The 24581-nt window shown below is 66.7% G+C and carries 23 protein-coding genes; 13 read left to right on the forward strand and 10 right to left on the reverse strand.

Features of this window, described 5'->3' with window-relative positions; all coding sequences use genetic code 11:
- Nucleotides 1-50: 50 nt before the first annotated feature.
- The gene (locus tag ASE66_RS12945) at nt 51-1007 is read left to right on the forward strand and encodes a dihydrodipicolinate synthase family protein (protein ID WP_057190049.1); all 957 of its coding nucleotides are present in this window, start codon (nt 51-53) and stop codon (nt 1005-1007) included.
- A 132-nt stretch (nt 1008-1139) separates the two neighbouring features.
- Here the strand turns inward: ASE66_RS12945 and ASE66_RS12950 are convergent, their stop codons facing one another.
- The 5 genes from ASE66_RS12950 to ASE66_RS12970 form a co-directional block, all read right to left on the reverse strand.
- Entirely contained in the window at nt 1140-1865 is a 726-nt protein-coding gene (locus tag ASE66_RS12950; protein ID WP_057190050.1) for a DUF1028 domain-containing protein, read from the reverse strand.
- A gap of 10 nt (nt 1866-1875) precedes the next feature.
- Nucleotides 1876-3678, reverse strand: a complete 1803-nt coding sequence (locus ASE66_RS12955; protein ID WP_057190051.1) for a gamma-glutamyltransferase family protein — start codon at nt 3676-3678, stop codon at nt 1876-1878.
- A gap of 24 nt (nt 3679-3702) precedes the next feature.
- A complete protein-coding gene (locus ASE66_RS12960; RefSeq protein WP_057190052.1) occupies nt 3703-4572 on the reverse strand; it encodes an ABC transporter permease in 870 nt (289 codons plus the stop codon).
- Entirely contained in the window at nt 4572-5516 is a 945-nt protein-coding gene (locus tag ASE66_RS12965; RefSeq protein ID WP_057190053.1) for an ABC transporter permease, read from the reverse strand. Before ASE66_RS12965 ends, ASE66_RS12960 begins: the two co-directional genes overlap by 1 nt.
- A gap of 70 nt (nt 5517-5586) precedes the next feature.
- Nucleotides 5587-7092 carry an ABC transporter substrate-binding protein gene (locus tag ASE66_RS12970; protein WP_057190054.1) on the reverse strand — a complete coding sequence of 502 codons (1506 nt, stop codon included), beginning with the start codon at nt 7090-7092 and terminating at the stop codon, nt 5587-5589.
- Nucleotides 7093-7447: 355 nt separating this feature from the next.
- Between ASE66_RS12970 and otnK the strand changes: the two genes are divergently transcribed.
- The 3 genes from otnK to ASE66_RS12985 all read left to right on the forward strand — a co-directional run bounded on the left by otnK (nt 7448) and on the right by ASE66_RS12985 (nt 11692).
- Nucleotides 7448-8713 carry a 3-oxo-tetronate kinase gene (gene otnK, locus ASE66_RS12975; RefSeq protein ID WP_057190055.1) on the forward strand — a complete coding sequence of 422 codons (1266 nt, stop codon included), beginning with the start codon at nt 7448-7450 and terminating at the stop codon, nt 8711-8713.
- An 82-nt stretch (nt 8714-8795) separates the two neighbouring features.
- Entirely contained in the window at nt 8796-10124 is a 1329-nt protein-coding gene (locus tag ASE66_RS12980; RefSeq protein WP_057190056.1) for a malonyl-CoA decarboxylase, read from the forward strand.
- 38 nt (nt 10125-10162) lie between these two features.
- Nucleotides 10163-11692, forward strand: a complete 1530-nt coding sequence (locus ASE66_RS12985) for a malonate--CoA ligase (protein WP_082613407.1) — start codon at nt 10163-10165, stop codon at nt 11690-11692.
- A 130-nt stretch (nt 11693-11822) separates the two neighbouring features.
- Here ASE66_RS12985 and ASE66_RS12990 read toward each other — a convergent pair whose 3' ends face one another.
- Both ASE66_RS12990 and ASE66_RS12995 read right to left on the reverse strand, forming a co-directional pair.
- Nucleotides 11823-12593 carry an MBL fold metallo-hydrolase gene (locus ASE66_RS12990; RefSeq protein ID WP_057190057.1) on the reverse strand — a complete coding sequence of 257 codons (771 nt, stop codon included), beginning with the start codon at nt 12591-12593 and terminating at the stop codon, nt 11823-11825.
- A 189-nt stretch (nt 12594-12782) separates the two neighbouring features.
- Nucleotides 12783-13337: an NADPH-dependent FMN reductase gene (locus tag ASE66_RS12995; protein ID WP_057190058.1), complete on the reverse strand. Its 555-nt coding sequence runs from the start codon at nt 13335-13337 to the stop codon at nt 12783-12785.
- A gap of 74 nt (nt 13338-13411) precedes the next feature.
- On the opposite strand from ASE66_RS12995, the gene soxR reads away from it, so the two are divergent.
- Entirely contained in the window at nt 13412-13873 is a 462-nt protein-coding gene (gene soxR / locus ASE66_RS13000; protein ID WP_057190059.1) for a redox-sensitive transcriptional activator SoxR, read from the forward strand.
- 119 nt (nt 13874-13992) lie between these two features.
- On the opposite strand, the gene ASE66_RS13005 is transcribed toward soxR, so the two are convergent.
- Nucleotides 13993-14793 (reverse strand): creatininase family protein, encoded by an 801-nt coding sequence (locus ASE66_RS13005; protein WP_057190060.1) that lies wholly within the window; start codon nt 14791-14793, stop codon nt 13993-13995.
- 25 nt (nt 14794-14818) lie between these two features.
- Nucleotides 14819-15478, reverse strand: a complete 660-nt coding sequence (locus ASE66_RS13010) for an NAD-dependent epimerase/dehydratase family protein (protein WP_057190061.1) — start codon at nt 15476-15478, stop codon at nt 14819-14821.
- 231 nt (nt 15479-15709) lie between these two features.
- On the opposite strand from ASE66_RS13010, the gene ASE66_RS13015 reads away from it, so the two are divergent.
- The 3 genes from ASE66_RS13015 (at nt 15710) to ASE66_RS13025 (ending at nt 18541) form a co-directional block, all read left to right on the forward strand.
- Nucleotides 15710-16738 carry an ABC transporter substrate-binding protein gene (locus tag ASE66_RS13015; protein WP_057190062.1) on the forward strand — a complete coding sequence of 343 codons (1029 nt, stop codon included), beginning with the start codon at nt 15710-15712 and terminating at the stop codon, nt 16736-16738.
- Nucleotides 16739-16862: 124 nt separating this feature from the next.
- Nucleotides 16863-17663, forward strand: a complete 801-nt coding sequence (locus ASE66_RS13020; RefSeq protein WP_162262481.1) for an ABC transporter ATP-binding protein — start codon at nt 16863-16865, stop codon at nt 17661-17663.
- Entirely contained in the window at nt 17660-18541 is an 882-nt protein-coding gene (locus ASE66_RS13025) for an ABC transporter permease (RefSeq protein WP_082613408.1), read from the forward strand. Before ASE66_RS13020 ends, ASE66_RS13025 begins: the two co-directional genes overlap by 4 nt.
- 75 nt (nt 18542-18616) lie before the next feature.
- On the opposite strand, the gene ASE66_RS13030 is transcribed toward ASE66_RS13025, so the two are convergent.
- Nucleotides 18617-19507 carry a hypothetical protein gene (locus tag ASE66_RS13030; protein ID WP_156412140.1) on the reverse strand — a complete coding sequence of 297 codons (891 nt, stop codon included), beginning with the start codon at nt 19505-19507 and terminating at the stop codon, nt 18617-18619.
- 102 nt (nt 19508-19609) lie between these two features.
- Here ASE66_RS13030 and ASE66_RS13035 point away from each other — a divergent pair, with 102 nt between their 5' ends.
- The 5 genes from ASE66_RS13035 (at nt 19610) to ASE66_RS13055 (ending at nt 24556) form a co-directional block, all read left to right on the forward strand.
- Nucleotides 19610-20797 carry an MFS transporter gene (locus tag ASE66_RS13035; protein ID WP_057190065.1) on the forward strand — a complete coding sequence of 396 codons (1188 nt, stop codon included), beginning with the start codon at nt 19610-19612 and terminating at the stop codon, nt 20795-20797.
- 22 nt (nt 20798-20819) lie between these two features.
- Nucleotides 20820-21965 carry an ABC transporter permease gene (locus tag ASE66_RS13040; protein ID WP_057190066.1) on the forward strand — a complete coding sequence of 382 codons (1146 nt, stop codon included), beginning with the start codon at nt 20820-20822 and terminating at the stop codon, nt 21963-21965.
- Between the two features lie 128 nt (nt 21966-22093).
- Nucleotides 22094-22807, forward strand: coding sequence for an ABC transporter ATP-binding protein (locus tag ASE66_RS13045; protein ID WP_082613446.1), 714 nt, complete (start codon nt 22094-22096; stop codon nt 22805-22807).
- A 9-nt stretch (nt 22808-22816) separates the two neighbouring features.
- Nucleotides 22817-23950: an MlaD family protein gene (locus ASE66_RS13050; RefSeq protein ID WP_057190068.1), complete on the forward strand. Its 1134-nt coding sequence runs from the start codon at nt 22817-22819 to the stop codon at nt 23948-23950.
- A 12-nt stretch (nt 23951-23962) separates the two neighbouring features.
- Nucleotides 23963-24556 (forward strand): ABC-type transport auxiliary lipoprotein family protein, encoded by a 594-nt coding sequence (locus ASE66_RS13055; protein ID WP_082613409.1) that lies wholly within the window; start codon nt 23963-23965, stop codon nt 24554-24556.
- Nucleotides 24557-24581: the final 25 nt, after the last annotated feature.

Consider the following 24581-nt stretch of genomic DNA (forward strand, 5'->3'; position numbering starts at 1 on the left):
GCGGGCGATCGGCCCGCAGCCGCATTCCTCCCGCGAGCGGATTTTCTGCCATGACCAAGAACATCTTCAGCGGCACCATCCCCGCTTTGATGAGCCCCTGCACCGCCTCGGGCGATGTCGATTACGCCGAGCTGGTGCGCACTGGCCGCCACCTGATCGACGCCGGCATGTCGGCGGTCGTCTATTGCGGCTCGATGGGCGACTGGCCGCTGCTCACCGACGAGCAGCGCATGGAAGGCGTCGAGGCTCTGGTGAAGGGCGGCATCCCGCTCATCGTCGGCACCGGCGCGCAGAACCCGAAGCGCGCCGCGGCGCTTGCCGCCCATGCCAAGAAGGCCGGCGCACAGGGCCTGATGGTGATCCCGCGCGTGCTCTCGCGTGGCTCCTCGCTGCAGGCCCAGCGCGCCCATTTCGAGGGCATCCTGTCGGCCGCGGTCGATCTGCCGTCGGTGATCTACAACAGCCCCTATTACGGCTACGAGACCAAGGCCGACCTGTTCTTCGCGCTGAACGAGCGCTTCCCGCATCTCGTCGGCTTCAAGGAGTTCGGCGGCGGCGCGGCGCTGAGCTATGCGGCCGAGCACATCACCAACCGCGATCCGAAGCTGACCCTGATGGTCGGCGTCGACACGCAGGTGACGCACGGCTTCATCCGCTGCGGCGCCGGCGGCGCGATCACCGGCATCGGCAATGCGTTGCCGAAGGAAGTGCTGCATCTCGTCGCGCTCTCGCAGAAGGCTGCTGCCGGCGATCCGCAGGCCGAGCGCGACGCGCTCGAGCTGGAGCGGGCGCTCTATGTGCTCTCCTCCTTCGACGAGGGCGTCGACCTCGTGCTCTACTACAAGCACCTGATGGTGCTGGAGGGGCACAAGGCTTACGAGCGCCACTTCAACGAGGCCGACAGGCTCTCCGACGCCCAGCGCAACTACGTTGAGACCGAATGGCGCCGCTTCAAGAGCTGGTACGCCAAGTGGGCGGTCGAAGGGCGCGCTGCCAAGGCGGCGTGATCGGAGCCGTCATTCTCGGGCGGCGCGCAGCACCGACCCGAGAATCTCATGACCAGAAGGCGCAGGCTGGAGCCTCCTGCGGCCCGAGATGCTCGGGTCAAGCCCGAGCATGACGATCGGCTGCGCCGATCGTCACTCCGGATGCCGCGCATTCCACGCGGCGGCATACTCACTGCACAGCCGATCGAGCTCCGCCCGGTCGGTGACCCCGGCTGGCCGTGCTCGCGAAGGCGAGGCTTGCTGGAATGGCACATAGCGCTGATGCGCCACCCGCCAGATCCGCCGCAGCTCCGCCAGCGGATCGGCATGGTCATCGACCCTGATGTCGAAGCTCGCCACCGGCTCGCCCGCCCAGATGCGGATCGCGCAGGATTGCCGGCCACGCTTGTCGCCGCCGGCCTTCTCGCCGGCTTCGAGCGCCACCAGCAGGCGCTCGTCGAAGTCGAGCCCTGAATTCTCGACATAGGCCTTCAGCGTCTCCTGGACGACCTCCGGCCCGGCCAGCATGTTGCCGGCGACCGAGACCTGCGGCCCGTTCACCGCTCCGCACCAGTCGATGCAGGCATTGCCGGTAAAGGAGGCGGTGCGGCCGTCGCGGTCGATCACATGCAGCTGCCGATGCGCCCGGCCTTCATCAGCCGCTGTCAGGCTGGCGATGATCTCGACCGAGGACCGCCCTTCCTGCAATAGCTTCAGGCCATCGATGCCGTAGAGCGGGTTGACGAAGGCCTGCGTCGCGATCGCGCCGACCCGGCCGCAGCCATAGGGCACGCGCGAGCCGACGGCGAAGGCGCAGGTCGAGACGGCGACGCCAAAGGCGCCGGTCGCGGCATCGCGCGCGACGATGGACCAGGTCATGAGCGATTCCTCAGCGGCCGGCGGCGTAGGCCTGCATCAGACGTGGCGTTGCTGCGGCGCGCAAGAGGCCGTTGGCGCTCTTCTCGGCCGCAGTCAGCCGACCGACCGTCCAGGCGGGCGCCGTCTCGAGCTTGTGCCCGCGCCGGACGAGATCAGCGAGCACGGCCTCGCCGACGCTCTCCTCGACCGTGAGATGGCCAGGCCGCGCCTCGCGCGGATAGAAGGTCGAGGGGAAGTGCTGGGTGTGGAACAGCGGCAGGTCGATCGCCTCCTGCAGATTGAGCCCGTGATGGACGCGGCGCAGGAACATGCCGAGCTGCCATTGCTCCTGCTGGTCGCCGCCCGGCGTGCCGAAAGCGAGGCGAGGCTGCCCATTCTCGAAGGCTATGGTCGGCGTCAGCGTCGTGCGCGGGCGCTTGCCGGGGGCCAGCGAGGAGGGCAGCCCCTCTTCGAGGAAGAAGGCCTGGGCGCGGGAGTTCAGCGGGAAGCCGAGCTCCGGGATCACCGGCGAGGATTGCAGCCAGCCACCCGACGGCGTCGCCGCGACCATGTTGCCCCAGCGGTCGATGACATCGATGTGGACGGTATCGCCGCGCTGCGAGGAGGCGACCATCGAGGCCAGCGTCGGCTCGCCGACGGTCGCGCCGCCCGTCGCACCATGCTGGCCGGCGATCCTGATATTGGCGAGCGCCTGTGCGACTTGGGCTTCGAAGCCGGATACTGCGCCCGGCCTGATTTCCTGTGAGGCCTCGTTGCCGATCAGCGCGCGCCGGCCGCGGGCGTAATCCTCCGACAGCAGCGTCGCCAGCGGCACCTTCACGAAATCCGGATCGCCGTAATAGGCTTCGCGGTCGGCGAAGGCGAGCTTCATCGCCTCGGCGACATGGTGGATGAACTCGGGGCTGGCCGGGCCCATCGCGGAGAGATCGAAGCCTTCGAGGATCTTCAGCGTCTGCAGGAAGACGGGTCCTTGGCCCCAGGGGCCGATCTTGAACACCTCCCAGTCATGGTAGGTCACGCTTGCCGGCGCCTCGTAGTGCGGCGTCCAGCCGGCCATGTCCTGCGCCGTGAGCAGGCCCTTGTTACGCCGCCCGGTCGAATCCATCGGCGCTTCCGTGCGACAGAAGGCGTCCATCGCCTCGGCCACGAAGCCCTTGTACCAGGCATCGTAGGCCGCCTGGATCTGCTTCTGGCGATCGCCGCCGGCAGCCTCTGCCTCGGCGAGGATGCGCTTGTAGGTCGCGGCCGCCGCCGTGTTGCGGAAGAGTTCGCGGCCCTTCGGGACATTGCCGCCGGGCAGGTAGACGGCTCCCGACGTCGGCCATTCGTTGCTGAAGAGATCGGTCAGCCCCGCGATCGTGTCGGAGACGCGCGGCAGCATCGGGTGGCCGTTCTCGAAATAGCCGATCGCCGGCTCCAGCACCTCGCGCAGGGGCAGGCGGCCATGATCGCGCAGCATCGTCATCCAGCCGCCGAAGGCGCCGGGGATCACGGTCGAGAGCAGGCCGTCGCCGGGGATGATGTCGATGCCGAGGTCCTTGTAGGCCTTGATCGTCGCTGCGGCCGGCGCCGGTCCCTGGGCGCAGAGCACTTCGACCTTCTTGGTCTCGGCCGAATAGAACACCGCCGGCATGTCGCCGGCCGGGCCGACGAGGTGCGGCTCGACCACCTGCAGCACGAAGGCGGCGGCGGCGCAGGCGTCGAAGGCGTTGCCGCCCTTCTCAAGCATGGCCATGCCCGACGCGGTCGCGAGCCAATGCGTCGAGGTGACGACGCCGAAGGTGCCGAGGATCTCGGGGCGGGTAGTGAACATGAGACTATTCCCTAGATAGGCAGGTCAGGATTCTTTGGGGTCGAGCGCGTCGCGCAGGCCGTCGCCGAGCAAGTTGAAGCCGAGAACCGCCAGGAAGATGGCGACGCCGGGCGCCACCGACATCCACGGCGCCTGCTCCATGAAATTCTTGGCGACGTTCAGCATCTGGCCCCAGGACGGGGAGGGCGGCTGCTGGCCGAGGCCGAGGAAGGAGAGGGCGGCTTCGAGCACGATCGCCTGCGCCATGAACAGCGTCGACTGGACGATGATCGGCGAGAGCGTGTTAGGCGCGACGTGGCGGAACAGGATGTAGAGGCTGCCCCCGCCGATGGAGCGGGCACCGTCGACGAATTCCTCGTTCTTGATCGCGAGCACCTGTCCCCGCACCAGCCGGATCAGGATCGGCGCGAAGGAGAGCCCGATCGCGATCATCGCATTGGTCAGCGAGGGCCCGAGTACGGCCGCGAGCGCGATCGCCAGGATCAGGAAGGGGCAGGCGAGCAGCGCTTCGGTGATGCGCGAGATCACCGCGTCGATCCAGCCGCCATACCAGCCGGCGATCAGGCCGATCGGCACGCCGACTCCGAGTGCGATCGCCACCGAGATGATCCCGGCGAGCAGCGAGGCCTGCGCGCCGAAGATGAGCCGCGAGACCTGGTCACGACCGAGTTCGTCGGTGCCGAACCAGTAGAGCTCGGAGGGCGGCTTGCGGATGGCGAGGAAATTCGACTTCAGCGGGTCGGCGAGCGGCAGCAACGGCGCCAGCAGCGCCATCGCGACGAAGACGAGCACGATCAGGCCGCCGATCCGGGCCGAGCGGCTGCGCATCAGCTTGCGGAGGGAGCCGCGCCCCTGAAGGCTCGCCCCGGTGGCGCGGACGGTCATGGCGCCCATCAGCTGTCCCTCAGGCGCGGATTGACGAGGATGTAGAGCACATCCGCGACGAGGTTCATGATGATGAAGCCGATCGCGGTGCAGAGCACCACGCCCTGGACGACGCCATAGTCGCGGTTGAAGACCGCATCGACGATCAGCTTGCCGAAGCCGGGAATGGTGAAGACCTGCTCGGTCAGCACCGCGCCGGCGAGCAGTTCGCCGAACAGGATCGTCGACAAGGTGATGATCGGCACCAGCGCATTGCGCAGCGCGTGCCGGTTGATCACTGCATCCTCGGCCAGCCCCTTGGCGCGCGCGGTCCGGACATAGTCGGACTGTAGTACTTCGAGCATGGCCGAGCGGGTATGGCGCATCAGCGAGGCCGCGAGGCCGCCGCCGAGCACGAAGGCCGGCATGATCAGGCGTTCGATCGCAGCCTTGGGATCGCTGAATATCGATTCGAAGCCCGACGCCGGCAGCCAGCGCAGTTCAACCGAGACCAGCAGGATCAGCATGATCCCGAGCCAGAAATGCGGGACCGAGAGGCCGAACAAGGCGACCGCGCTCGCCGAATAGTCGGCGATGGTATCCTTGCGCCTGGCAGCGATGATTCCGGCCGGGATGCCGATGCCGACCGCGATGAGCATCGAGGCGACCGCCAGCTGGAAGGTGACGCCGAGCTTCTGCACGATCAGCCCGAGCACCGGCTCGCCGGTGCGCAGCGAGCGACCGAAATCGCCCTGGATCACCTGGCCGAGCCAGGCGAAGAACTGCACCACGATCGGATCGTCCATCCGGTAGATTTCGCGCAGCCGCGCGATCACCTCTGGATCGCGCTCCTCGCCGGCGATCACCAGGAACGGGTCGCCCGGCAGTGCCCGCTGCAGCGCGAACACGAACAGCGACACCAGGAACAGCGTCGGGATCGCGATCAGGAGGCGACGGCCGATCAGGGCGAGCATGGCTTCCGATCGCCCTGACGAGGCCGGGAGAGAGCGGGGTTGCCGCTCTCTCTCCTGTTAGGCGACGCCCTCACGACCGCTTCAGCCCCGACAGCCGGATCATCCCGTCGGGATTGATCACGAAGCCCTGGAGGTTGGAGCGCAGCGCGAAGAAGACGGTCTGGTTGTAGAGATAGACGATCGGCAGCTCGTCCTGGAGCATCTTCTGGGCGGCGTCATAGCGCTTCTTGCGCTCGGCGACGTCGTAGATCGTGCGGGCCTCGTCGAGCAGCTTGTCGACCTCGGCGTTGGAATATTTGCCGTCGTTCTGGTTGCCCTTGCTGGTGACGAACTGGTGGATGTTGCCATCCGGGTCGATGCGGCCGGACCAGCCGATCCGGCTCATCTGGAACTTGCCCTGCTGCTGGTCGCGCAGCTGGCTGGCGAACTCGGTCGAGCGGATCTGGACGTCGATGCCGACCTCCTGGGCCATCGCCTGGATGACCTGGCCGAGCTGGGCGTCGACCGGGTTGTTGGTGACGAAGAGATCGACGCTGACCTTGGCGACTCCGGCCTCCTTCAGCAGTGCCTTGGCCTTGGCGACGTCGCGCTCCGGCACGGGGAAGGCGGCAGAGAGATACTGGTTGCCGGGATTGAAGGGCTGGATCATCGGCTCATAGAGCCCTTCGAACACGACCTGGCTCAGCACCTTGCGGTCGATGGCGAGCGACAGCGCCTGTCGCACCCGCTTGTCCTTGCCCATCGGCTGATTGGCGGCCTCGCCATGGCCGGTGTTGATGGTGATGCCCTGGTAGCCGAGATTGGCAGTGCTCTCGATCTTGAGGCTCTTGTCGGCCTTGGCCGACTTCACATCGGTCGGCGCCAGGCGCTCCAGCATGTCGAGCTCGCCGGCCCGCAGATTTGCGAGGCGGACGGTGGTGTCAGGAATGGCGCGGTAGACGATCCGGTCGAACTGGTACTTGTCCGCTTCCCAATGTCCCTTGAACTTCTCCAGCACAATGCGGTCGTTCTGGACGCGCTCGACGAACTGGTAGGGGCCGGAGCAGATCGGCTTGGCGGTGATGTCGGGACCGAGGCTCTTCGGCGACAGCATCATGCCGGCGCGGTCGGTGAGCTGGGCGAGCAGCGTCGCATCGGGGCGTTTCAGCTTGAAGACGAGCGTCGCCGGATCGGGGGCGCTGACGCTCTCGACCGAGGCGAGCTCGGACTTGCGCAGCGAATCCGGCAGCGTCATCGCCCGCTCGATATTGGCCTTTGCCGCCTCGGCGTTGAACGTCTCGCCGTCATGGAACTTGGCGTCGGTCCTGAGCTTCATCGTCAGTGTCAGCCCGTCCGCCGAGAATGACCACTCGGTCGCGAGCCGGGGGGTGATCTTCAGCTCCGGGTCGATGTCGACGAGACGGTCGCACAGCCCCATGAAGACGATGCGGCCGACGAAGGTGCGGGCCTTGTGCGGGTCAAGCATATCGGGATCTTCCTGAAGACCGATACGCAAGGTCGATGGCGTTTGGGCCTGGACCGGAAGAGCGGCGAGGCCTAGCAAGGCTGCCGACGCCAGCAGAACGATTTGTTTCATGGCTGTTCCCCTGTTTGTTTTGCTTTGATAGTGGCCCGCTGACCGGTGCGGCCTCGCTCTTCGGCGATTCTGGCAGCTCCGCGGGTTCATTCTGACTTGGTCCCATTCGGTACCAAGTTGGCGCATTTCAAGGTGATCGTCGATAGGCTCGCCTTATCCCCGCCGAGCGTTGGCTGGAACATTCCACGCCAGCGCGATTGGTGCAATGGATACAGTATGACGAATGCCAGCCGCCAGCGCCTGCATGGCGGCAGGGTGGCCAAAGGCTGTCGCGGCTCGCATCGATTCTGGTATGCAAGATTTGCCGGACGTTGCTCGTATGCTTATGCGGCAAGTCCAACGGAAAGGTCCAACGATGCTGCTGGGTGTGATTGCCGACGACATGACGGGCGCGACCGACGTCGCCCTGATGCTGAACCGCGCCGGGATGCGCACGGTCCAGGTCATCGGCGCGCCTGCTGCCGGCGCGAAACTGCCCGAGGCCGACGCCGTCGTCGTCGCACTGAAATCGCGCACCAATCCTGTCGCCGAGGCCGTGGCGGATTCGCTCGCCGCCTGCGAGGCGCTGCTGGCGGCTGGCGCGCGGCAGATCCTGTTCAAATACTGCTCAACCTTCGACTCGACGGCGCAGGGCAACATCGGCCCGGTCGCGGACGCGTTGATGCAGCGCCTCAATGCCCATCAAGCCATTGTCTGCCCGGCCTTCCCGGCCAACGGCCGGTCGATCTTCAACGGCTATCTCTTCGTCGGCGAGGTGCCGCTGCACGAGAGCTCGATGAAGGACCACCCGCTGACGCCGATGCGGGATTCCAACCTGATGCGGCTGATGGCTGCGCAGACCGGTCACAAGGTCGGACTCGCCTCCTATGCGGCCGTCAACCAGGGCGCTGCCGCGGTACGCAAGCGCCTGGCCGAGCTGGCGGCGGACGGCGTGCGCTACGTCGTCACCGATGCGCTGGACAATGGCCATCTGATGGTGCTCGGCGAGGCCATTTCGGATCATGTCCTGCTCACCGGCGGCTCCGGCATCGCGATGGGCCTGCCCGAGAACTTCCGCAAGGCAGGGCTTCTGCCCTGGCGCGAGACCGCGACGCATCTCTCCGCATCGGCGGGTCGCGCCGGCATCATCTCGGGCAGCTGCTCGACCGCGACGCGGGGGCAGATCAAGGCGGCGCTCGCGGCCGGCATCCCGGCGCTGAAGGTTGACCCGCTGGCGCTGGCCGCCGGACAGCAGACGGCGAAGGAGCTGGCCGACTGGGCCTTGGCGCAGCCGGCCGACAAACCCTTCCTCCTCTATTCCAGCGACGATCCGGCCGAGGTCGCGGCGGTGCAGGACAAGCTCGGCCGCGATAAGGCCGGCGAGACCGTCGAGCATGCCTTTGCCGAAGCCGCGCGACTTCTGAACGCTGGCGGCGTCACCCGCCTGTTGGTCGCCGGTGGTGAGACGTCCGGCGCGGTAGTGCAGGGGCTCGCCATCCGCACGCTGGAGATCGGCCCTGAGATCGACCCCGGCGTGCCTTGGACGCGTGTCGTCGAAGGGCCAGACATGGTGGTGGCGCTGAAGTCTGGGAACTTCGGCACGCCCGATTTCTTCCTCAAGGCGTGGGACCTGTTGAAGTAGCGCGATCGTGTCGCGGTGCCTTGCGTTTGCACTGCGGCAAACTCGTATAGGATGGCGCTGGTAGCAGGCCTTGGGGGTGCAGATGGCGTTTCTTGGCGATCTCTTGACCAGCGTCGCCGATCGCGGCCGGGCGCTGATCAATTTCGAGCGCTTCGCCTCGAACCGCCGCCGGCCGCTCGACAAGCTCTGCGAGGACCTCCTCTCGGGGCGCGGCGAGGCGTCGGGCATGGCGCTGGCACAGGCCGTTCTGGATGATTGGGAGCAGCTCGAAGAGGGCGGCCGGCTCGCCTTCTTCCGTCTGCTGCAGGAGCGCTTCGGCCCCGATCGCGAGCGGCTCGACGCCGCGCTGGAGCGTTATCGCGACAATCCCGACGCCGAGGCGATCGGCCAGCTCCATCTCGCCTCCGAGCCGCGCCGGCAAGAGCTGTTCCGCCGCCTCAACCTCGCGCCAGGCGGCACCCATGTGCTGGTGCGCATGCGCGAGAGCATGTTCGAGGCGATGAAGCAGGAGCCGGACCTCAAGGCGGTCGATGCCGATTTCCGGCACCTCTTCGCCTCCTGGTTCAATCGCGGCTTCCTCGTGCTGCGCCGCATCGACTGGACCACGCCGGCGAACGTGCTGGAGAAGATCATCCGCTACGAGGCGGTCCACGCCATCAAGGACTGGGACGATCTGCGCCGTAGGCTCGAGCCGGCCGATCGGCGCTGCTTCGCCTTCTTCCACCCGCAGCTCATCGACGAGCCGCTGATCTTCGTCGAGGTCGCGCTGACCCGTGAGAATCCGAGCCGCATCGTCGATGTGCTGAGCGAGGAGCGCGAGGTGCTGTCTGCCTCTTCCGCCACCACGGCGGTGTTCTATTCGATCTCGAACTGCCAGGAGGGCCTGCGCGGCATCTCCTTCGGCAACTTCCTGATCAAGCAGGTCGCCGAGGACCTGAAGCGGGAGCTGCCGGGGCTCGACGTCTTCGTCACGCTCTCGCCGGTGCCGGGCTTCGCGCGCTGGCTCGGCCCGGCGCTGGCGGAGCCGGCCGAGCTCGGCCTGACCAATGAGGAAGCCGCATTGCTGATGCAGGCGCCGGCCGAGGTCGTGGCGCTCGATGAGGTGACCGCCGCTCGTCGCGACAAGCTGCTCGGCCAGATGATGGCGCAGTACATGCTGAGAGCGCGGACTGCGTCAGGACGGGTGATCGACCCGGTCGCCCGCTTCCATCTCGGCAATGGCGCGCGGCTGGAGCGCATCAATGTCGGCGGCAACCTCTCCGACCGGGGCCAGCGCGAGTCCCATGGCGTGATGGTCAATTACCGCTATGAGCTCGACGACATCGAGGTCAATCACGAGGCCTTCGCCAGCCGTAGCACCGTGGTCGCCTCCTCCTCGGTGAAGAAGCTGCTGCGGCCGGCCAAGCACTGAACAACACAAAACGGAAACGCCTGAAAGGACCCGAAATCATGGGCAATCATCTGTTCGACCTGATCAAGGCTCGCATGCCGGCGCCGAACGCGCCCTTCGCATTCCTCGATGACGGCCGGACCTATTCCTATGCCGACATGGTCGCGGTCTCCGCCCGCTTCGCCAACGCGCTGGTGGCGCTCGGTGTGAAGCCGGGCGACCGTGTCGCCGTCCAGGTCGAGAAGAGCATCGAGGCCTTGATGCTCTATCTCGGCACGGTCCGTGCCGGCGCGATCTTCCTGCCGCTCAACACCGCCTACACCCCGGCCGAGATCGAGTACTTCCTCGGCGATGCCGAGCCCGCCGTCTTCGTCTGCGATCCCGCCAGGGCGGAGGCGCTGAAGCCCTTTGCCGAGAAGGCCGGCGCGAAGCTGGAGACGCTCGGCGTCGGCGCAGGCAGCTTGCTCGACAACGCCAATGCCGCTTCGGCCGAGTTCGCCGACGTCGCGCGCGGCGCGGATGATCTCGCCGCCATCCTCTACACCTCGGGCACAACCGGGCGCTCCAAGGGCGCCATGCTCAGCCATGACAACCTCGCCTCTAACGCGCTGGCGCTGGTCGACTACTGGCGCTTCGGCAAGAGCGACGTGCTGCTGCACGCTTTGCCGATTTTCCACACCCACGGCCTCTTCGTCGCGACCAATGTCATCCTGTTTGCCGGCGCCGCGATGATCCTGCTGCCGAAGTTCGATCCGGAACAGGTCTTCAAATACCTGCCGCAAGCGACGAGCATGATGGGCGTGCCGACCTTCTATGTCCGCCTGCTCCAGGATAGCAGGCTGTCGAAGGAGGCGACGAAGCATATGCGCCTCTTCGTCTCCGGCTCGGCACCGCTGCTGGCCGAGACGCATCGCGAATGGCGCGAGCGCACCGGCCACGCCATCCTCGAGCGCTACGGCATGACCGAAACCAACATGAACACCTCGAATCCCTATGACGGGGACCGGGTGGCGGGCACGGTCGGCTTCCCGCTGCCCGGCGTCTCGGCCCGCGTCACCGATCCGGAGAGCGGCAAGGAGCTCGCCCGCGACGAGATCGGCATGATCGAGGTCAAGGGCCCCAACGTCTTCAAGGGCTATTGGCGCAACCCCGAGAAGACGGCGGCCGAGTTCCGGCCCGACGGCTTCTTCATCACCGGCGATCTCGGCAAGATCGACCCGGCCGGCTACGTCCACATCGTCGGGCGCGGCAAGGACCTAATCATCACCGGCGGCTACAATGTCTATCCCAAGGAGGTCGAGGCCGAGATCGACGAGATGCAAGGGGTGATCGAGAGCGCCGTGATCGGCTGCCCGCATCCCGATTTCGGCGAGGGCGTCACCGCCGTGGTGGTGGCAAAGGCCGGCGCCGATATCTCCGCCGCCGGCATCGCCAAGGCGCTGGAGCAGCGCCTCGCCAAGTTCAAATTGCCCAAGCAGGTCTTCATCGTCGCCGACCTGCCGCGCAACACCATGGGCAAGGTCCAGAAGAACCTGCTGCGCGACCAGTACAAGGACATCTACGCCAAGCAGCTCAAGGCGGGGGAGTAGAGGGCTCGTTTCGCCGCCCCGGTCGTCCCGGGCGGAGCGAAGCGCAGACCCGGGACCCATTCCGGAACGGTTCAGGCATGGATCCCGGATCGGCGCCGCTTCGCGGCTTGTCCGGGATGACCGAGGAGGTTCAGGTGCCGGCGTGCACCGGCGCCTTCAAATCGATCGTCTCGCCATCGGCCGGGATCAGCAGCCGGTCACGGCCGATGCCGCGAGCCTCGGCCGCCTCGCGCAACGCCTGCCGGCTGACGCTGGCATGGTCGAGCGCTTCCATATGGGTCGCGACGATCACCGCCTGCGGCGCCTGCTCGGCGAGGTCGAGCGTCTGCTGGGCATCCATCACGATCAGCGTGCCATCCCAGAGTGCGCCGCAGGAATGGGTAACGATCACATCGGGCGCGGCCTTGGCCACCGCCTCCTGCAGCGGCGCATAGAGCACGCTGTCGCCGCACCAGTAGACTGAAGGCTCGCCTGGCGCTTCCAGGGTGAGGCCCATCACCTTGCCCATCACCTCGACGACCGGCCCGGTGCCATGCTGGGCCGGCTGCGGCTTCACCACGATCGGGCCGATGCGGACGAAATGGTCGAGCGGCGTGACGTTGCTGAAGCCGGCCTGCCGGATCGCCTCCTCGTTGCCGGGCTGGCAGATCAGCGGGATGTCCTTCGGAATCCGCGCCTTGGCGACCTCGTCGAAATGGTCGGCATGCAGATGCGAGACGATGACATGGTCGACTCCGGCGAGGATCTCCTCGATCGGCTCGGGGAGCTCGACCATCGGATTCTGCGACTTGCCGGCGATCGAGCGACGGCTGAGCTTCTCGCCGAAATCAGGGTCGATCAGCAGGGTCTTGCCGGCATAGCTCAGCTTGAGCAGGGCGTTGCGCAGGAGTTTGAGCTGCATGGCGGCTCCGCAGAAGGAGGGATCGGTCCGCCCGATCCTTCCCGGATGCCGCCGCCGCGACCAGTTCGAATTTGTGAAGCAAACTGCATCGCGGCGTTAGGTTCTGCCTTCGGTCTCCCTCAGCCCACATCCTTTGAGACGGCCCTTCGGGCCTCCTCAGGATGAGGGGTGAAGCGGCCTGAAGCCCCGTTAAGCCGCGAACTGCCCGTAGGGCACGCTGTTCCGGGCCGTTCTGAGCGCGCTCGCCCACCAGTGCAATTGCCCGAGCATTGTCGCCATCGCCCGCTCGGCGCGATCGGCGTCGCGCAGCCGACCCGTCTCGTCGAACTGGTCCCAGGCATTGGCGAAGCAGACTCCGTCGCGGATCGTCGCGGCGTGCAGCTCGGCGAAGACGAGGCGGAGTTGCTCGACGGCACGCAGGCCTCCCGAGATGCCGCCATAGGAGACGAAGGCGATCGGCTTGCCGCGCCATTGTGTGCCGGTGCCGTCGATCAGCGCCTTCAGGGGGGCCGGGAAGCTGCGGTTGTATTCGGGCGTGACCACGATGAAGGCGTCGGCCCGGCCGAGCCGTTCCGCCTGCTCGGCGAGGTCGTGCGCGCCGGGATCGACGCTCTCGACCGAGAACGGGCCATCGCCTTCGATCTGCGCGATCGTCCAGCCGGCGACCTTCGTGCACAGGCGTCCCTGGCGCGTGCTGCCATAGATCACGGCGACCTTGATTTGGGGGATGAGCGGGCGATGCATGAGAGGCTCCGGCGGGCTGGCAATGCAGCGGAGCGACCTCTATAGAACCTCAACTAAGGTTAAGGTCAAGCACCATGAAGCACCCAGCCCGCAATCCCTTCGCTGACGATCTCAGCGTCGGCCAGGTCGCGAGCCGCAGCGGTATCGCGGTCTCCGCGCTGCACTTCTATGAGGCCGAAGGGCTGATCCGTAGCCGCCGCAACGCCGGCAACCAGCGCCGCTATCCACGCGAGGTGCTGCGCCGCGTCGCGATCATCAAGGTGGCGCAGCGCACCGGTATCCCGCTGAAGACGATCCGCGAGGCCTTCAAGGCGTTGCCGCAGGAGCGCACGCCGACGGCGCAGGACTGGACGCGGCTCTCCGCTGCCTGGAAGGAGGAGCTTGAGCATCGCATCGACCGGCTGACGCGCCTGCGCGATCATCTCAACGACTGCATCGGCTGCGGCTGCCTCTCGGTGAAGAGCTGCCCGCTGCACAATCCCTGGGACGAACTCGGCAAGCAGGGGGCCGGACCTCGTTTGCTCGACCCGGATTGACGCAGGAGGCGTCATTCTCGGGCGGAGCAAAGCGCAGACCCGAGAATCTCGTGACCAGAAGGCGCTGGCCTGAGCCTTTTCCGGCCTGAGATGCTCGGGTCAAGCCCGAGCATGACGTGTCAGTTTGCCTTGTGCAGCGTCGCCAACGGAAACCGCGCCACATCCGCGAGCAATTCGACGAAGCCCGCGGCCTGGAACTCGGCCGTCGCCTTGCCTTTCTCGGCGGTAGCGAGGCTGGCATCGCCCGCAGCGCCGGAGGGATGAACATCCTGCGCCATCCAGGCGAAGGGATGGGGGCCCGTCGGCCGCAGCCACTTGTAGCCCTCATCCGCCATCTCGACCGTCCGCGGCACGAAGCGTCCGGCCTTGCTCATGTCGACGAGATCGGGCCGGAAATGCAGCATCAGCGAGGTCTCTATGTCGCCGGCATGGATTCCGTGTTTGGCGTCCAACTCGGCATAGAGCTCCGGCGGCTGGCCGAAATTACTCCAGGAGGTCGAGACCGCGAACATGCCCTGGCGGACGCGCAGCTCGCGCGCCACCACCTTCATCGGGTCGACATTGCCGCCATGGGAGGTGACGAGCACGAGCTTGCGCAGGCCGGCGCGCTTCACGCTCTCGCCGATCTCGATCCAGCTGCGGATCGCGCTTTCCCATGAGATGGTCAGCGTGCCCGGCGAATACAGATGCTCGTTCGACTTGCAGATCGCCAGCGTCGGCAGCACCAGCACACCCAGCCCGGCCGGAACCTGCGGCATCGCCAGCGCCAGCATGGCGTTCATCACGGTGGTGTCGACCGACACCGGCAGATGCGGTCCGTGCTGTTCGATCGCCGCCAGCGGCAGCACGGCGACGGTCGCCTCAGGTGAGAGCCCGGCGAAATCGCTGCTCTTGAGATCGCCCCAGAAACGCGCACTCATCCCGTCAGTCCTTGTCGGCGGCAGTTCATAGCCGGTTGATGTCTTCGCATTCGAGGATCGGCTTGGGCGCGCCCTCGCGGGCGGCCTTCAGCATCGCCTTGCCTAGCTGTTCAGTCGAGGTGACATAGCGCGGGAAGCTCCGCTCGAGCCAGGGCAGGAGCGGCGCCGCAATGCCGTAGATGATGCGGTAGAGCGTGGTGCGCGAGGCGATGCCGTGCATCGGGCGGATGCCGCCGGGCCTGAAAATATAGACGGCCTTGAAGGGCAGGCGCAGCAGCGCGTTCTCGGTACGACCCTTGACCCTGGCCCACATCACGCGGCCACGCTCGCTGCTGTCGGCGCTGGCCCCCGAAATGTGGACGAAGGTCATTGCCGGGTTGAGCCGCAACAGCATCTTGGCCGCCGCCAGAGGCATGTCGTAGGTGATCCGGCTGTAATCGGCCTCGCTCATGCCGGCCGAGGCGATGCCGAGGCAGAAGAAGCAGGCATCGAAACCGACAAGTTGCGCTTCGATTGCCGCATAGTTGGTGAGGTCGGGATGCACGATCTCGTGCAGCTTGGCGTGGTTGCGGCCCGTCGCCTGGCGGCCGATCGTGACGACCTCCTCGACGCCCGGATCGAGCAGGCATTCGCGCAACGCGCCCTGTCCGACCATGCCGGTCGCGCCGAAGATCAGGACTTTCATCTTAAAGAGGTTTTCAGCTGGGTTTCTGGCCGTGGGACGCCACCGGAGACGGCGTTGGTTGATCGCAGCATAGCCGGGGAGCGGCGCGATGGAAGCGCAGCCGCCGCCTGTGTGCAGAGCGCTGGTGCACATTCACATGACGGCCTCGGCCGTGGCATACACGCTGCTTGCCGGACGCGGAGGTCACGCAGCCCGGTGACAGGTTTGCGACTTGATGGAGGGGGTTCTGGCATGACGATGAAATATCGCCTCGACCGGCGCGCTGCGCTCGGCCTGCTCGGAGGCTCGGCGGCCTCGGTGCTGATCCCGGTGCCGGGTGCGCGCGTCAATGCGCAGACCCTCGACAAGGTCAGCTACCAGACCAACTGGCGCGCCCAGACCGAGCATGGCGGCTTCTATCTCGCCGCCGCCAACGGCATCTACAAGAAGTACGGCCTCGACGTCGAGATCCGCCCCGGCGGGCCGCAGCAGAACCCGACCCAACTCCTGCTCGGTGGCCGGGTCGACATGATCATGGGCAATTCGCTGGAGGCGCTGAGCTTCGCGCAGGAGAACCTGCCCTTCCTCTGCATCGCCTCGATCTTCCAGAAGGACCCGCAGGTCCTGATCTCGCATCCCGGCCAGGGCAACGACACGCTCGCCGCTCTCAAGGACAAGCCGATCCTGATCGCGGCGCAGGCCCGCGTCGGCTTCTGGCCGTTCCTGAAGCTGAAATTCGGCTATCGCGACGAGCAGATCCGGCCCTACACCTTCAACATGGCGCCGTTCCTCGCCGACAAGAAGCTGACGCAGCAGGGCTTTTTGTCATCCGAGCCCTTTGTGATCCGCAAGGCCGGCGTCGAGCCGGTCGTCCATCTGCTCGCCGATGCCGGCTTCGAGAACTACAACACCACCATCACGATCTCCCGGAAGATGGTGCAGGAGAAGAAGGAGGTCGTGCAGCGCTTCGTCGACGCGACGGCCGAAGGTTGGGCGCAGTACATGAAGGGCGGCCCGAACATTGCCGCCGCCAATGCCCGGATCCTGAAGGACAACCCCGACATGGATCAGGAGAAGATCGACTACGCCCTCAAGGTGATGAACGAGAACGGCATCGTCGCCTCCGGCGATGCGCTCAACCTCGGCATCGGCGCCATGACCGATGCGCGCTGGGCGAGCTTCGCCAAGACGATGACCGAGGCCGGTGTCGTTCCCGCCGGGGTCGACGTCAGGAAGGCCTACAGCCTGGAGTTCATCAACAAGGGCGTCGGCAAGCCCTGACGAGCGTCATGCTCGGGCTGATCCCGAGCATCTCTTGCCGGAGATTCTCGGGTCTGCGCTTCGCTCCGCCCGAGAATGACGGCCTTTTACAAAACGGATCATCAGGCCTTTGGACACAGCCTATTTGAGCACATCTCCGGCGGCGGACAACAGGAGCGGAACCCCGCTCGTCTCGATCCGCCGGGTCTCCAAGCAGTTCGCCAACGGCACGATCGCCGTGCGCGATGTCGATCTCGACCTCGGCGCCGGCGAGTTCGTCAGCCTGCTCGGCCCTTCGGGCTGCGGCAAGTCGACCCTGCTGCGCATGATCGCCGGGCTGGGCAGCCCGTCCACCGGCACCATCGACTGGCCCGGAAGCGGCCAGGAGGGCCAAGGCAAGGCCGAGCGCGATCTCGGCTTCGTCTTCCAGGACCCGACGCTGATGCCATGGGCCAACGCTCTGTCCAACGTCATGCTGCCACTCGTGCTCAAGCATGTGCCCAGGCGCGAGGCCGAGGGCCGCGCCGCCGAGATGCTGGCGCTGGTCGGGCTGAAGGGCTTCGAGACATCCTATCCGCGCGAGCTCTCCGGCGGCATGAAGATGCGCGTCTCGATCGCCCGCGCTCTGGTGATGCGGCCGAAGATCCTGCTGATGGACGAGCCTTTTGCCGCGCTCGACGAGATCACCCGCCATCGCCTCAATGACGACCTCTTGAACCTGTGGTGGCGCGAGCGCTTCACCGCCGTCTTCGTCACCCATTCGGTCTTTGAATCGGTCTATCTCTCGCAGCGCATCGTCGTGATGGCGGCGCGGCCTGGCCGCGTCATGGCCGATCTCGACGTCTCCGCACCCTATCCGCGCGACGAATTGTTCCGGACCTCGCCCGAATACGCCCATCTCTGCCGGCTCGCTTCCGGCAAGCTCAAGGAGGCGATCGGCGCATGAGCTCCTCGTCCCCCGCAACTGTGGTGCCGCATGACGGCACCGATGCCGAAGCCCGCCCGCTCGCCGTTGCCGAGCCTTCCTTCCTCGGCCTGCCGGTCAGCTTCTGGCCGCGCATCCTCGCGCCGATCGCCGTCGGCATCCTGGTGCTCGGGCTCTGGGAATTCGCCGTGCGCTGGAACGAGGTGCCGTCCTATGTGCTCCCCGGGCCGCTCCTGGTCGGCCAGACGCTGATCGCCGACTGGGGCACGCTTTCGACCTCGCTCTGGGTCACCTTGCGCATCACCTTCATGGCGCTGGCGGCGGCGGTGATCGTTGGCGTTACGCTCGCTGTATTGTTCACCCAGTCGAAATGGCTTGAGATGGCGCTCCTGCCCTATGCGGTAATCCTGCAGGTGACGCCGATCGTCGCGATCGCGCCGCTGATCATCATCTGGGCCGGCGACATCAACCTGTCGCTGCTGATCTGCGCCTGGATCGTCGCCTTCTTCCCGATCCTGTCGAACACCATCCTCGGGCTGAACTCGGCCGACCACAACCTGATCAACTTCTTCCAGCTGCATGGCGCGACGCGCTGGCAGACGCTGCGCTATCTCAAGCTGCCGGCGGCGCTGCCCTATTTCCTTGCCGGGTTGAAGATCTCGGGCGGGCTCGCCTTGATCGGCGCCGTCGTGGCGGAGTTCGTCGCCGGTACCGGCGGCTCGGAATCGGGGCTGGCCTACCGCATTCTCGAAGCCGGCTATCAGCTCAAGATCCCGCGCGTCTTCGCGGCTTTGCTGATGATCTCGCTCTCCGGCATCGCGATCTTCCTCGCGACCAGCCTGATCTCGCACCTGCTGCTGCGGCGCTGGCACGAGAGCGCGCTGAAGCGCGAGAACTGAGGCCGGCTTGCCAAAGCATTTTCAAGCGAAGTGGGCACCGGTTCGCGTGAAGAAAATGCGCCAGATCAAAAAAGCTCAGCCGAAGAAGTGCAGCCGGTCCTCGACCGGCAGCGAGGCGATCGCCCGCAAATCGGCCTCGGAATAGCTGAGCTCGATCCGCGCCGAACTTGCCGTTTCCGGCAGCATGATCGCCTCGGCCGGCGAGCCGACATCGGCGAAGGCGATGTCGTCCTCGGCCACCTGCATGCTGCTGCGTCGGCGATAGGGCTGCGCCTGCTGTCGCAACCCGGCATCGCTCAGGGGCGCGCGCTGCCGGGTGCTGGCCTCGACGACATCGATATCGCCTGGATCGGTCACCGGCTTCGCGGACATCGACCAGAGCGGATCGGCCGGCACGGCGGGAGGTGCGAGCGGCATATCGACCAGCTCGACGGCGGTCCCGTCGGCCGCGGCGCGCAGGCTTGCATCCAGCATGGCGACGGTGTCGGCGACCTTCTCGATCTGGTTGGCGCCGGCCTCGATCACCGTGGTCGCACCATAGATCTCGGTCGCGCGTCGATCGAGCCGGTCGCAGAGCTCCGGCTCCGCCCCGCCCTCGCGCAAGGTCCAGGCGATCTCCTGGATGGCTTCGGCTGCGTCGAGGATGCCGGCGGCGGTCTCCTGGATGCGGGCCGACAGGCGGGCGGAGGCCCCGCCGACGCCGGCGCGATCGAGATCGTCACGCAGTTCGGCGATGGTGCGGGCGGTTTCCGAGAGATCGGCGCCTTGGCCCAGCATGGTCGTGGGAACGGTGCAGAGCCGCTCGAGCCGGGCGATCGCCGAGAGTACCGTCTCGGTGTCGGCCTGCCGGTTCCGCCTGGCGTATTCGGCCAGGAACCAGCGACCGCGCGCCGTTTCCACCACGGCGGCGGCAATCGCGTCATAGTCGGCCGCGCTCAGCGGAGATAGCGAACGCGCGTCGCTCATGGCCAGGCTGCTCTCCTTGGGCTGGCCGAATCGCATATCGTCGGCCGAAGATGCCCATCGGCAAAATTGCTGCTGATTCTTTAAGAAATTGCTGCCATCGGCATGTCACCGCCATTCCGGACCGGACCGCCGCGTCTGCTTGCCGTGCGCCTCTCGGTCATGCACGCGCTGAATTTCCTCGGCGTCGGCTTCTATCTGCCCTTCTTTCCGATCTGGCTCGGCTCGAAGGGGCTGAGCGATGTCGAGATCGGCTATGTGCTGGCGATCCCGATCCTGGTGCGCGTCTTCGTCGCGTCATCCGTGACCGGTCTCGGCGACCGTCTGCGGCCGAACATCCTGCTCGCGCTGCTGAATGCGCTGGCGGCGGCGATCTATTTTGCTCTCGCGCCGCAGGATCAGCTCGTCCCGATCGCAGTGCTGACGGCGCTCAGCGCCATCGCGTTGTCGGGCGTGGTGCCGCTCGCCGACGTGCTGACCACTTCTCAGGTGAAGGCGGGGGCGCTGAAGGACTATGGCCGCGTCAGGCTCTGGGGCTCGGTGACCTTCGTGCTGTCCAACCTCGCCGGCGGCTATCTGATCGCGCGGCACGGCGCCTGGCTGATCCCCTTCGTGCTCGCCGGCAGCAGCTCGCTCGCGGCGCTCGCTGCGCTGCAGGCCCCGTCGCCGCCGCTGGGCCTCTCGCCGGCCGCCCCGCGCGGTGCTTCTCCGGCGGGCTTCGGACTGCCGTTCTGGCTGGCGGTCGGGGCGGCGGCCTGCGTCAACGCCACGCATGCGGCGGTCTATGCCTTCAGCTCCCTGCACTGGCGCAGCATCGGCTTCAGCGGCGAGGCGGTCGGCTGGCTCTGGGCCGTTGCCGTCCTCGCCGAGATCGCCGTCTTCCTTTTCGGGGGCGGCATTGCGGCGCGAGGTCTCGTCGGGCTTCGCTGGATCGCTATCGCGGCAGTCGCGGCGGCGCTGCGTTTCGGGGCGATGAGCGCCGATCCCGGCCTTGCCGTCACCGTCCTGCTGCAGCTCCTGCACGGCGTGACCTTCGGCTGCATGCATCTGGGCACACTCGCGGCACTGTCGGCGCTCGCCCCGGAGGCGCGTCGCGCGGCGGCGCAAGGGCGCCTCGTCGCTGCGAGTGCTCTGGTGATGGGGCTGACGACGATCCTCTCCGGTTACCTTTATCGCCTGTTCGGGCCGGGCGTGTTCCTCGCCATGGTGCCGCTCGCAGTGCTCGGGCTCGTCCTGGCGGCCCTTGCCATCCTCCGGGCTCGCGGCGATACAGGCTATGGGGGCCGAATCTGATGTGGGGAGTGGGCGAGCCGTCATGGCTGTCGTCGACGACGTTGAGCCGCAGGCGGTCTATCGCGACGATGGCGGCGTCCTCGTCGTGTCGCTGGCCGGGCGCTGGAGCGTAGGGCGGGCGCCGCGTCTCGAAGCCCTGACCAGCGAATTGTCGAAGCGCGTCGCCGGTGTGCGCCAGGCGCGGCTCGACCTGTCGGCGATCGAGCGCCTCGACACGCTCGGCGCCTACCTGCTCGGCCAGGTGAAGCAGGCGGGCGAGGCGGAGGGCGCCTCGGTCGAGCTGACCAGCCGCCGTCCGGAGCACGCGGTGCTGCTCGCGGAGGTCGAGCGCGACGTCACCGATTACCAGTCGCCGGTTCGCCCGATCGGACTCGTTACCATCCTTATCGACATCGGCCAGGGCGTCATCCGCTTCGGCCGCGATCTCGCCGGCGGCGCCGTCTTCCTCGGCGAGGTGATGGCGGGCTGCGTCGGCGCCTTGCTCGGACCGCGGCGCTTCCGCGGACCATCGCTGGTCAATCAGATCGAGCTGATCGCCTTCAACGGCGCGCCGATCATCATCCTGATCTCGTTCCTGGTCGGCTGCATCGTCGCGCAGCAGGGCATCTTCCAGCTCCAGCGCTTCGGCGCCACCGCCTTCGTCGTCAACCTGACCGGCATCCTCGTCCTGCGCGAGCTCTCGGTGCTGCTGACCTCGATCATGGTGGCAGGTCGTTCGGGCTCCGCCTTCACGGCCGAGATCGGCTCGATGAAGATGCGCGAGGAGATCGATGCGCTCCGCGTGATGGGGCTCGATCCGATCGAGGTGCTGATCGTACCGCGCATCCTGGCGCTGGTTATCGCGCTGCCGATTTTGACCTTCCTCGCGGCCATGTCAGGCCTCGTCGGGGCCGGCCTGGTGAGCTGGCTCTATGGCGGCATCGGCCTCGACACCTATCTCGACCGCCTGAAATCGGTGATCACCTGGCAGCATTTCGCCGTCGGCCTCATCAAAGCCCCGTTCATGGCGTTCGTGATCGGCCTGATCGCCTCGATCGAGGGGCTGGCGGTGAAGGGCTCGGCCGAATCACTGGGCCATCAGGTGACGGCGTCGGTGGTGAAGGCGATCTTCATGGTGATCGTGGTCGACGGGCTGTTCGCCATGTTCTTCGCCTCGATCCGGATGTGAGGGGACCTGCGGTGCTCGACAGGCCCTCTCAGACCGGTCCGCGCGGACCTCAGGCGTCGGGCGGTGAGGAACCCGAGGCGGTGATTCGCGTTCGTGATCTCAAAGTCGCTTTCGGCGACAAGGTGATCATGGACGGGCTCGATCTCGATGTGATGCGTGGTGAAATTCTCGGCTTTGTCGGAGGCTCCGGCCAGGGCAAGTCGGTGCTGACCCGCACCATCCTCGGCCTCGTGCGCAAGCAGCGCGGCACGATCGAGGTCTTCGGCGAGAATGTCGACAAGCTCGATCCGCGCGGCCGGCGCCGGCTCGAACGCCGTTTCGGCGTGATGTTCCAGCAGGGCGCGCTGTTCTCGGCGCTGACCGTCAAGCAGAACATCCAGGTGCCGATGCGGGAATATCTCCAGCTCTCGCCGCGCCTGCTCGAAGAGCTCGCCATGCTCAAGATCGAGATGGTCGGCTTGAAACCCGATGCGGCGGACAAGACGCCTTCGGAGCTTTCCGGCGGCATGATCAAGCGCGCTGCGCTCGCCCGGGCGCTGGCGCTCGACCCGGAGATCGTCTTCCTGGACGAGCCGACCTCGGGGCTCGATCCGATCGGCGCCGCCGAGTTCGACGAGCTGATCATGACGCTCAAGCAGACTTTGGGCCTGACGGTCTTCATGGTAACCCATGACCTCGACAGTCTCTATGTAGCTTGCGACAGGATTGCCGCCTTGGCGGACAAGCGTGTCATCGCGGTCGGTCCGCTCGCCACCATGCTGGCTTCCGATCACCCCTGGCTCAAAGCGTATTTCGGAGGCGAGCGCGCCCGCGCCCGCATGCCCGATCAAACGAGGACCTGACCGCCCGCGATGGAATCCCGTGCGAATTACGCTCTGGTCGGCCTCTTCACCCTCGCCGTGATCGCGGCGATGTTCGGCTTCGTCTACTGGTTCGGTAGCGGCGGCAGCGGCCGCAAGCAGGATATCCGCGTGATCTTCACCGGCACCGTCACCGGTCTTGGGCGCGGCTCGAGCGTGCTCTTCAACGGGTTGCGGGTCGGCGAGGTCAAGCAGATCGGCCTGCAGCCGGACGATCCGCGCCGCATCTTCGGCGTGATCGAGGTCGAGAACACGACGCCGCTGCGGGTCGATACCCGCGCCCGCATCGAGGCGCAGGGCCTCGCCGGCGTCGTCGCGCTGCAGCTGATAGGCGGCGAGCCCGACGCCGCCGTGCTGCGGGCGAAGCCCGGCGAGCCGCTGCCGACCATCACCGCCGAGCGTTCCGAATTGCAGGACATCATCGAATCGGTCCGCAACGTCGCCAAGAAGGCCGACGAGGTGCTGGGCAACCTCGACGGGCTGATCAAGACCAATTCCGGCGCGATCACCAACACCGTCAGCAATATCGAGAAGTTTTCCAAGGCGTTGGGAGACAATTCCGACAGCATCGACAAGCTGATGTCGAGCTTCGGCCAGATCGCGGATACGATCGCGCCGCTCTCGCAGAAGCTCGGCACGCTGAGCGAGGAATTGACCGGGGTGGTTCGCTCGGTCGATCGCGCCAAGATCACCGGCATCATCGACAATGTCGACAAGTTCACCGCGGCGTTGGGCGGCTCGAGCAACGACGTCTCCAAGGCGGTCAGCGACGTCGCCTCGATCACCGACAAGCTCAACCGCGCCGCCGACCAGGTCGAGGGCGTGCTCAAGGCGGCGCAGTCCTTCCTGAACACGCAGGACGGGCAAGGCGCCTTCGCCGAGGTCGCCAACGCCGCGAAGTCGATTCGGGTGCTGGCCGACAATCTCGACAAGCGCACCGCCGAGATCACCACGGGCATCAACCGCTTCACCGGCCCGGGCCTGCGCGATCTCGAAACGCTGGCCTCCGACGGCAAGCGCACGCTCGGGGATATCAACCGCGTGTTGCGCAGTGTTGAGCGCAATCCCCAGCAGTTCATCACGGGCGGCCGCCCACCGCTTCCCCAGTACAATGGATCGCGCTAGCTCGATATGACTATGCTGACTTCGCCATTGCTGCTTCGCAGTCGTCTGCGCGCCCTGTCCATTGCGGTCGGGGGCTCGATGCTGCTGGCCGGTTGCGGCGGCGGGCCGGCGCCGACCACCTACGACCTCTCCGCGCCGCGCGATTTCGGCCGCATCGGGGGCGGCGGCGGAGTACTGATCGTCGCCCAGCCGACGGCGGTGCAGGCCCTCGATTCCGACCGGCTGATCGTCAAGGATTCGAGCGGCGCGCTCTCCTTCCTCGGCGGCGCGCAATGGGCCGACCGGGTACCCAATCTTGTGCAGACCCGCCTGATCCAGACCTTCGAGAACGGCAGCCGCATCGCCGCCGTCGGCCGGCCGGGCGAGCGCATCGTCCCCGACTTCCAGCTCAACACCGATATCCGCGCCTTCAACATCGACGCCGCCAGCGGCCAGGCCGTGGTCGAGATCACCGCCAAGCTGATCGGCGACCGCACCGGCAAGGTTCAGCGTGCCAAGCTGTTCTCGGCGCGGGTACCCGCTGGTGCCGACGGGGCAGGGGCGGCGCAGGCCCTCGACCAGGCCCTGTCGCAGGTGCTGATCCAGATCGCACGCTGGGCGCGCTGAGCGGGCAAGCCCAGGCGTTGGCACG

Source organism: Allobosea sp. Root483D1, from assembly GCF_001429505.1.
GTDB lineage: Bacteria > Pseudomonadota > Alphaproteobacteria > Rhizobiales > Beijerinckiaceae > Allobosea.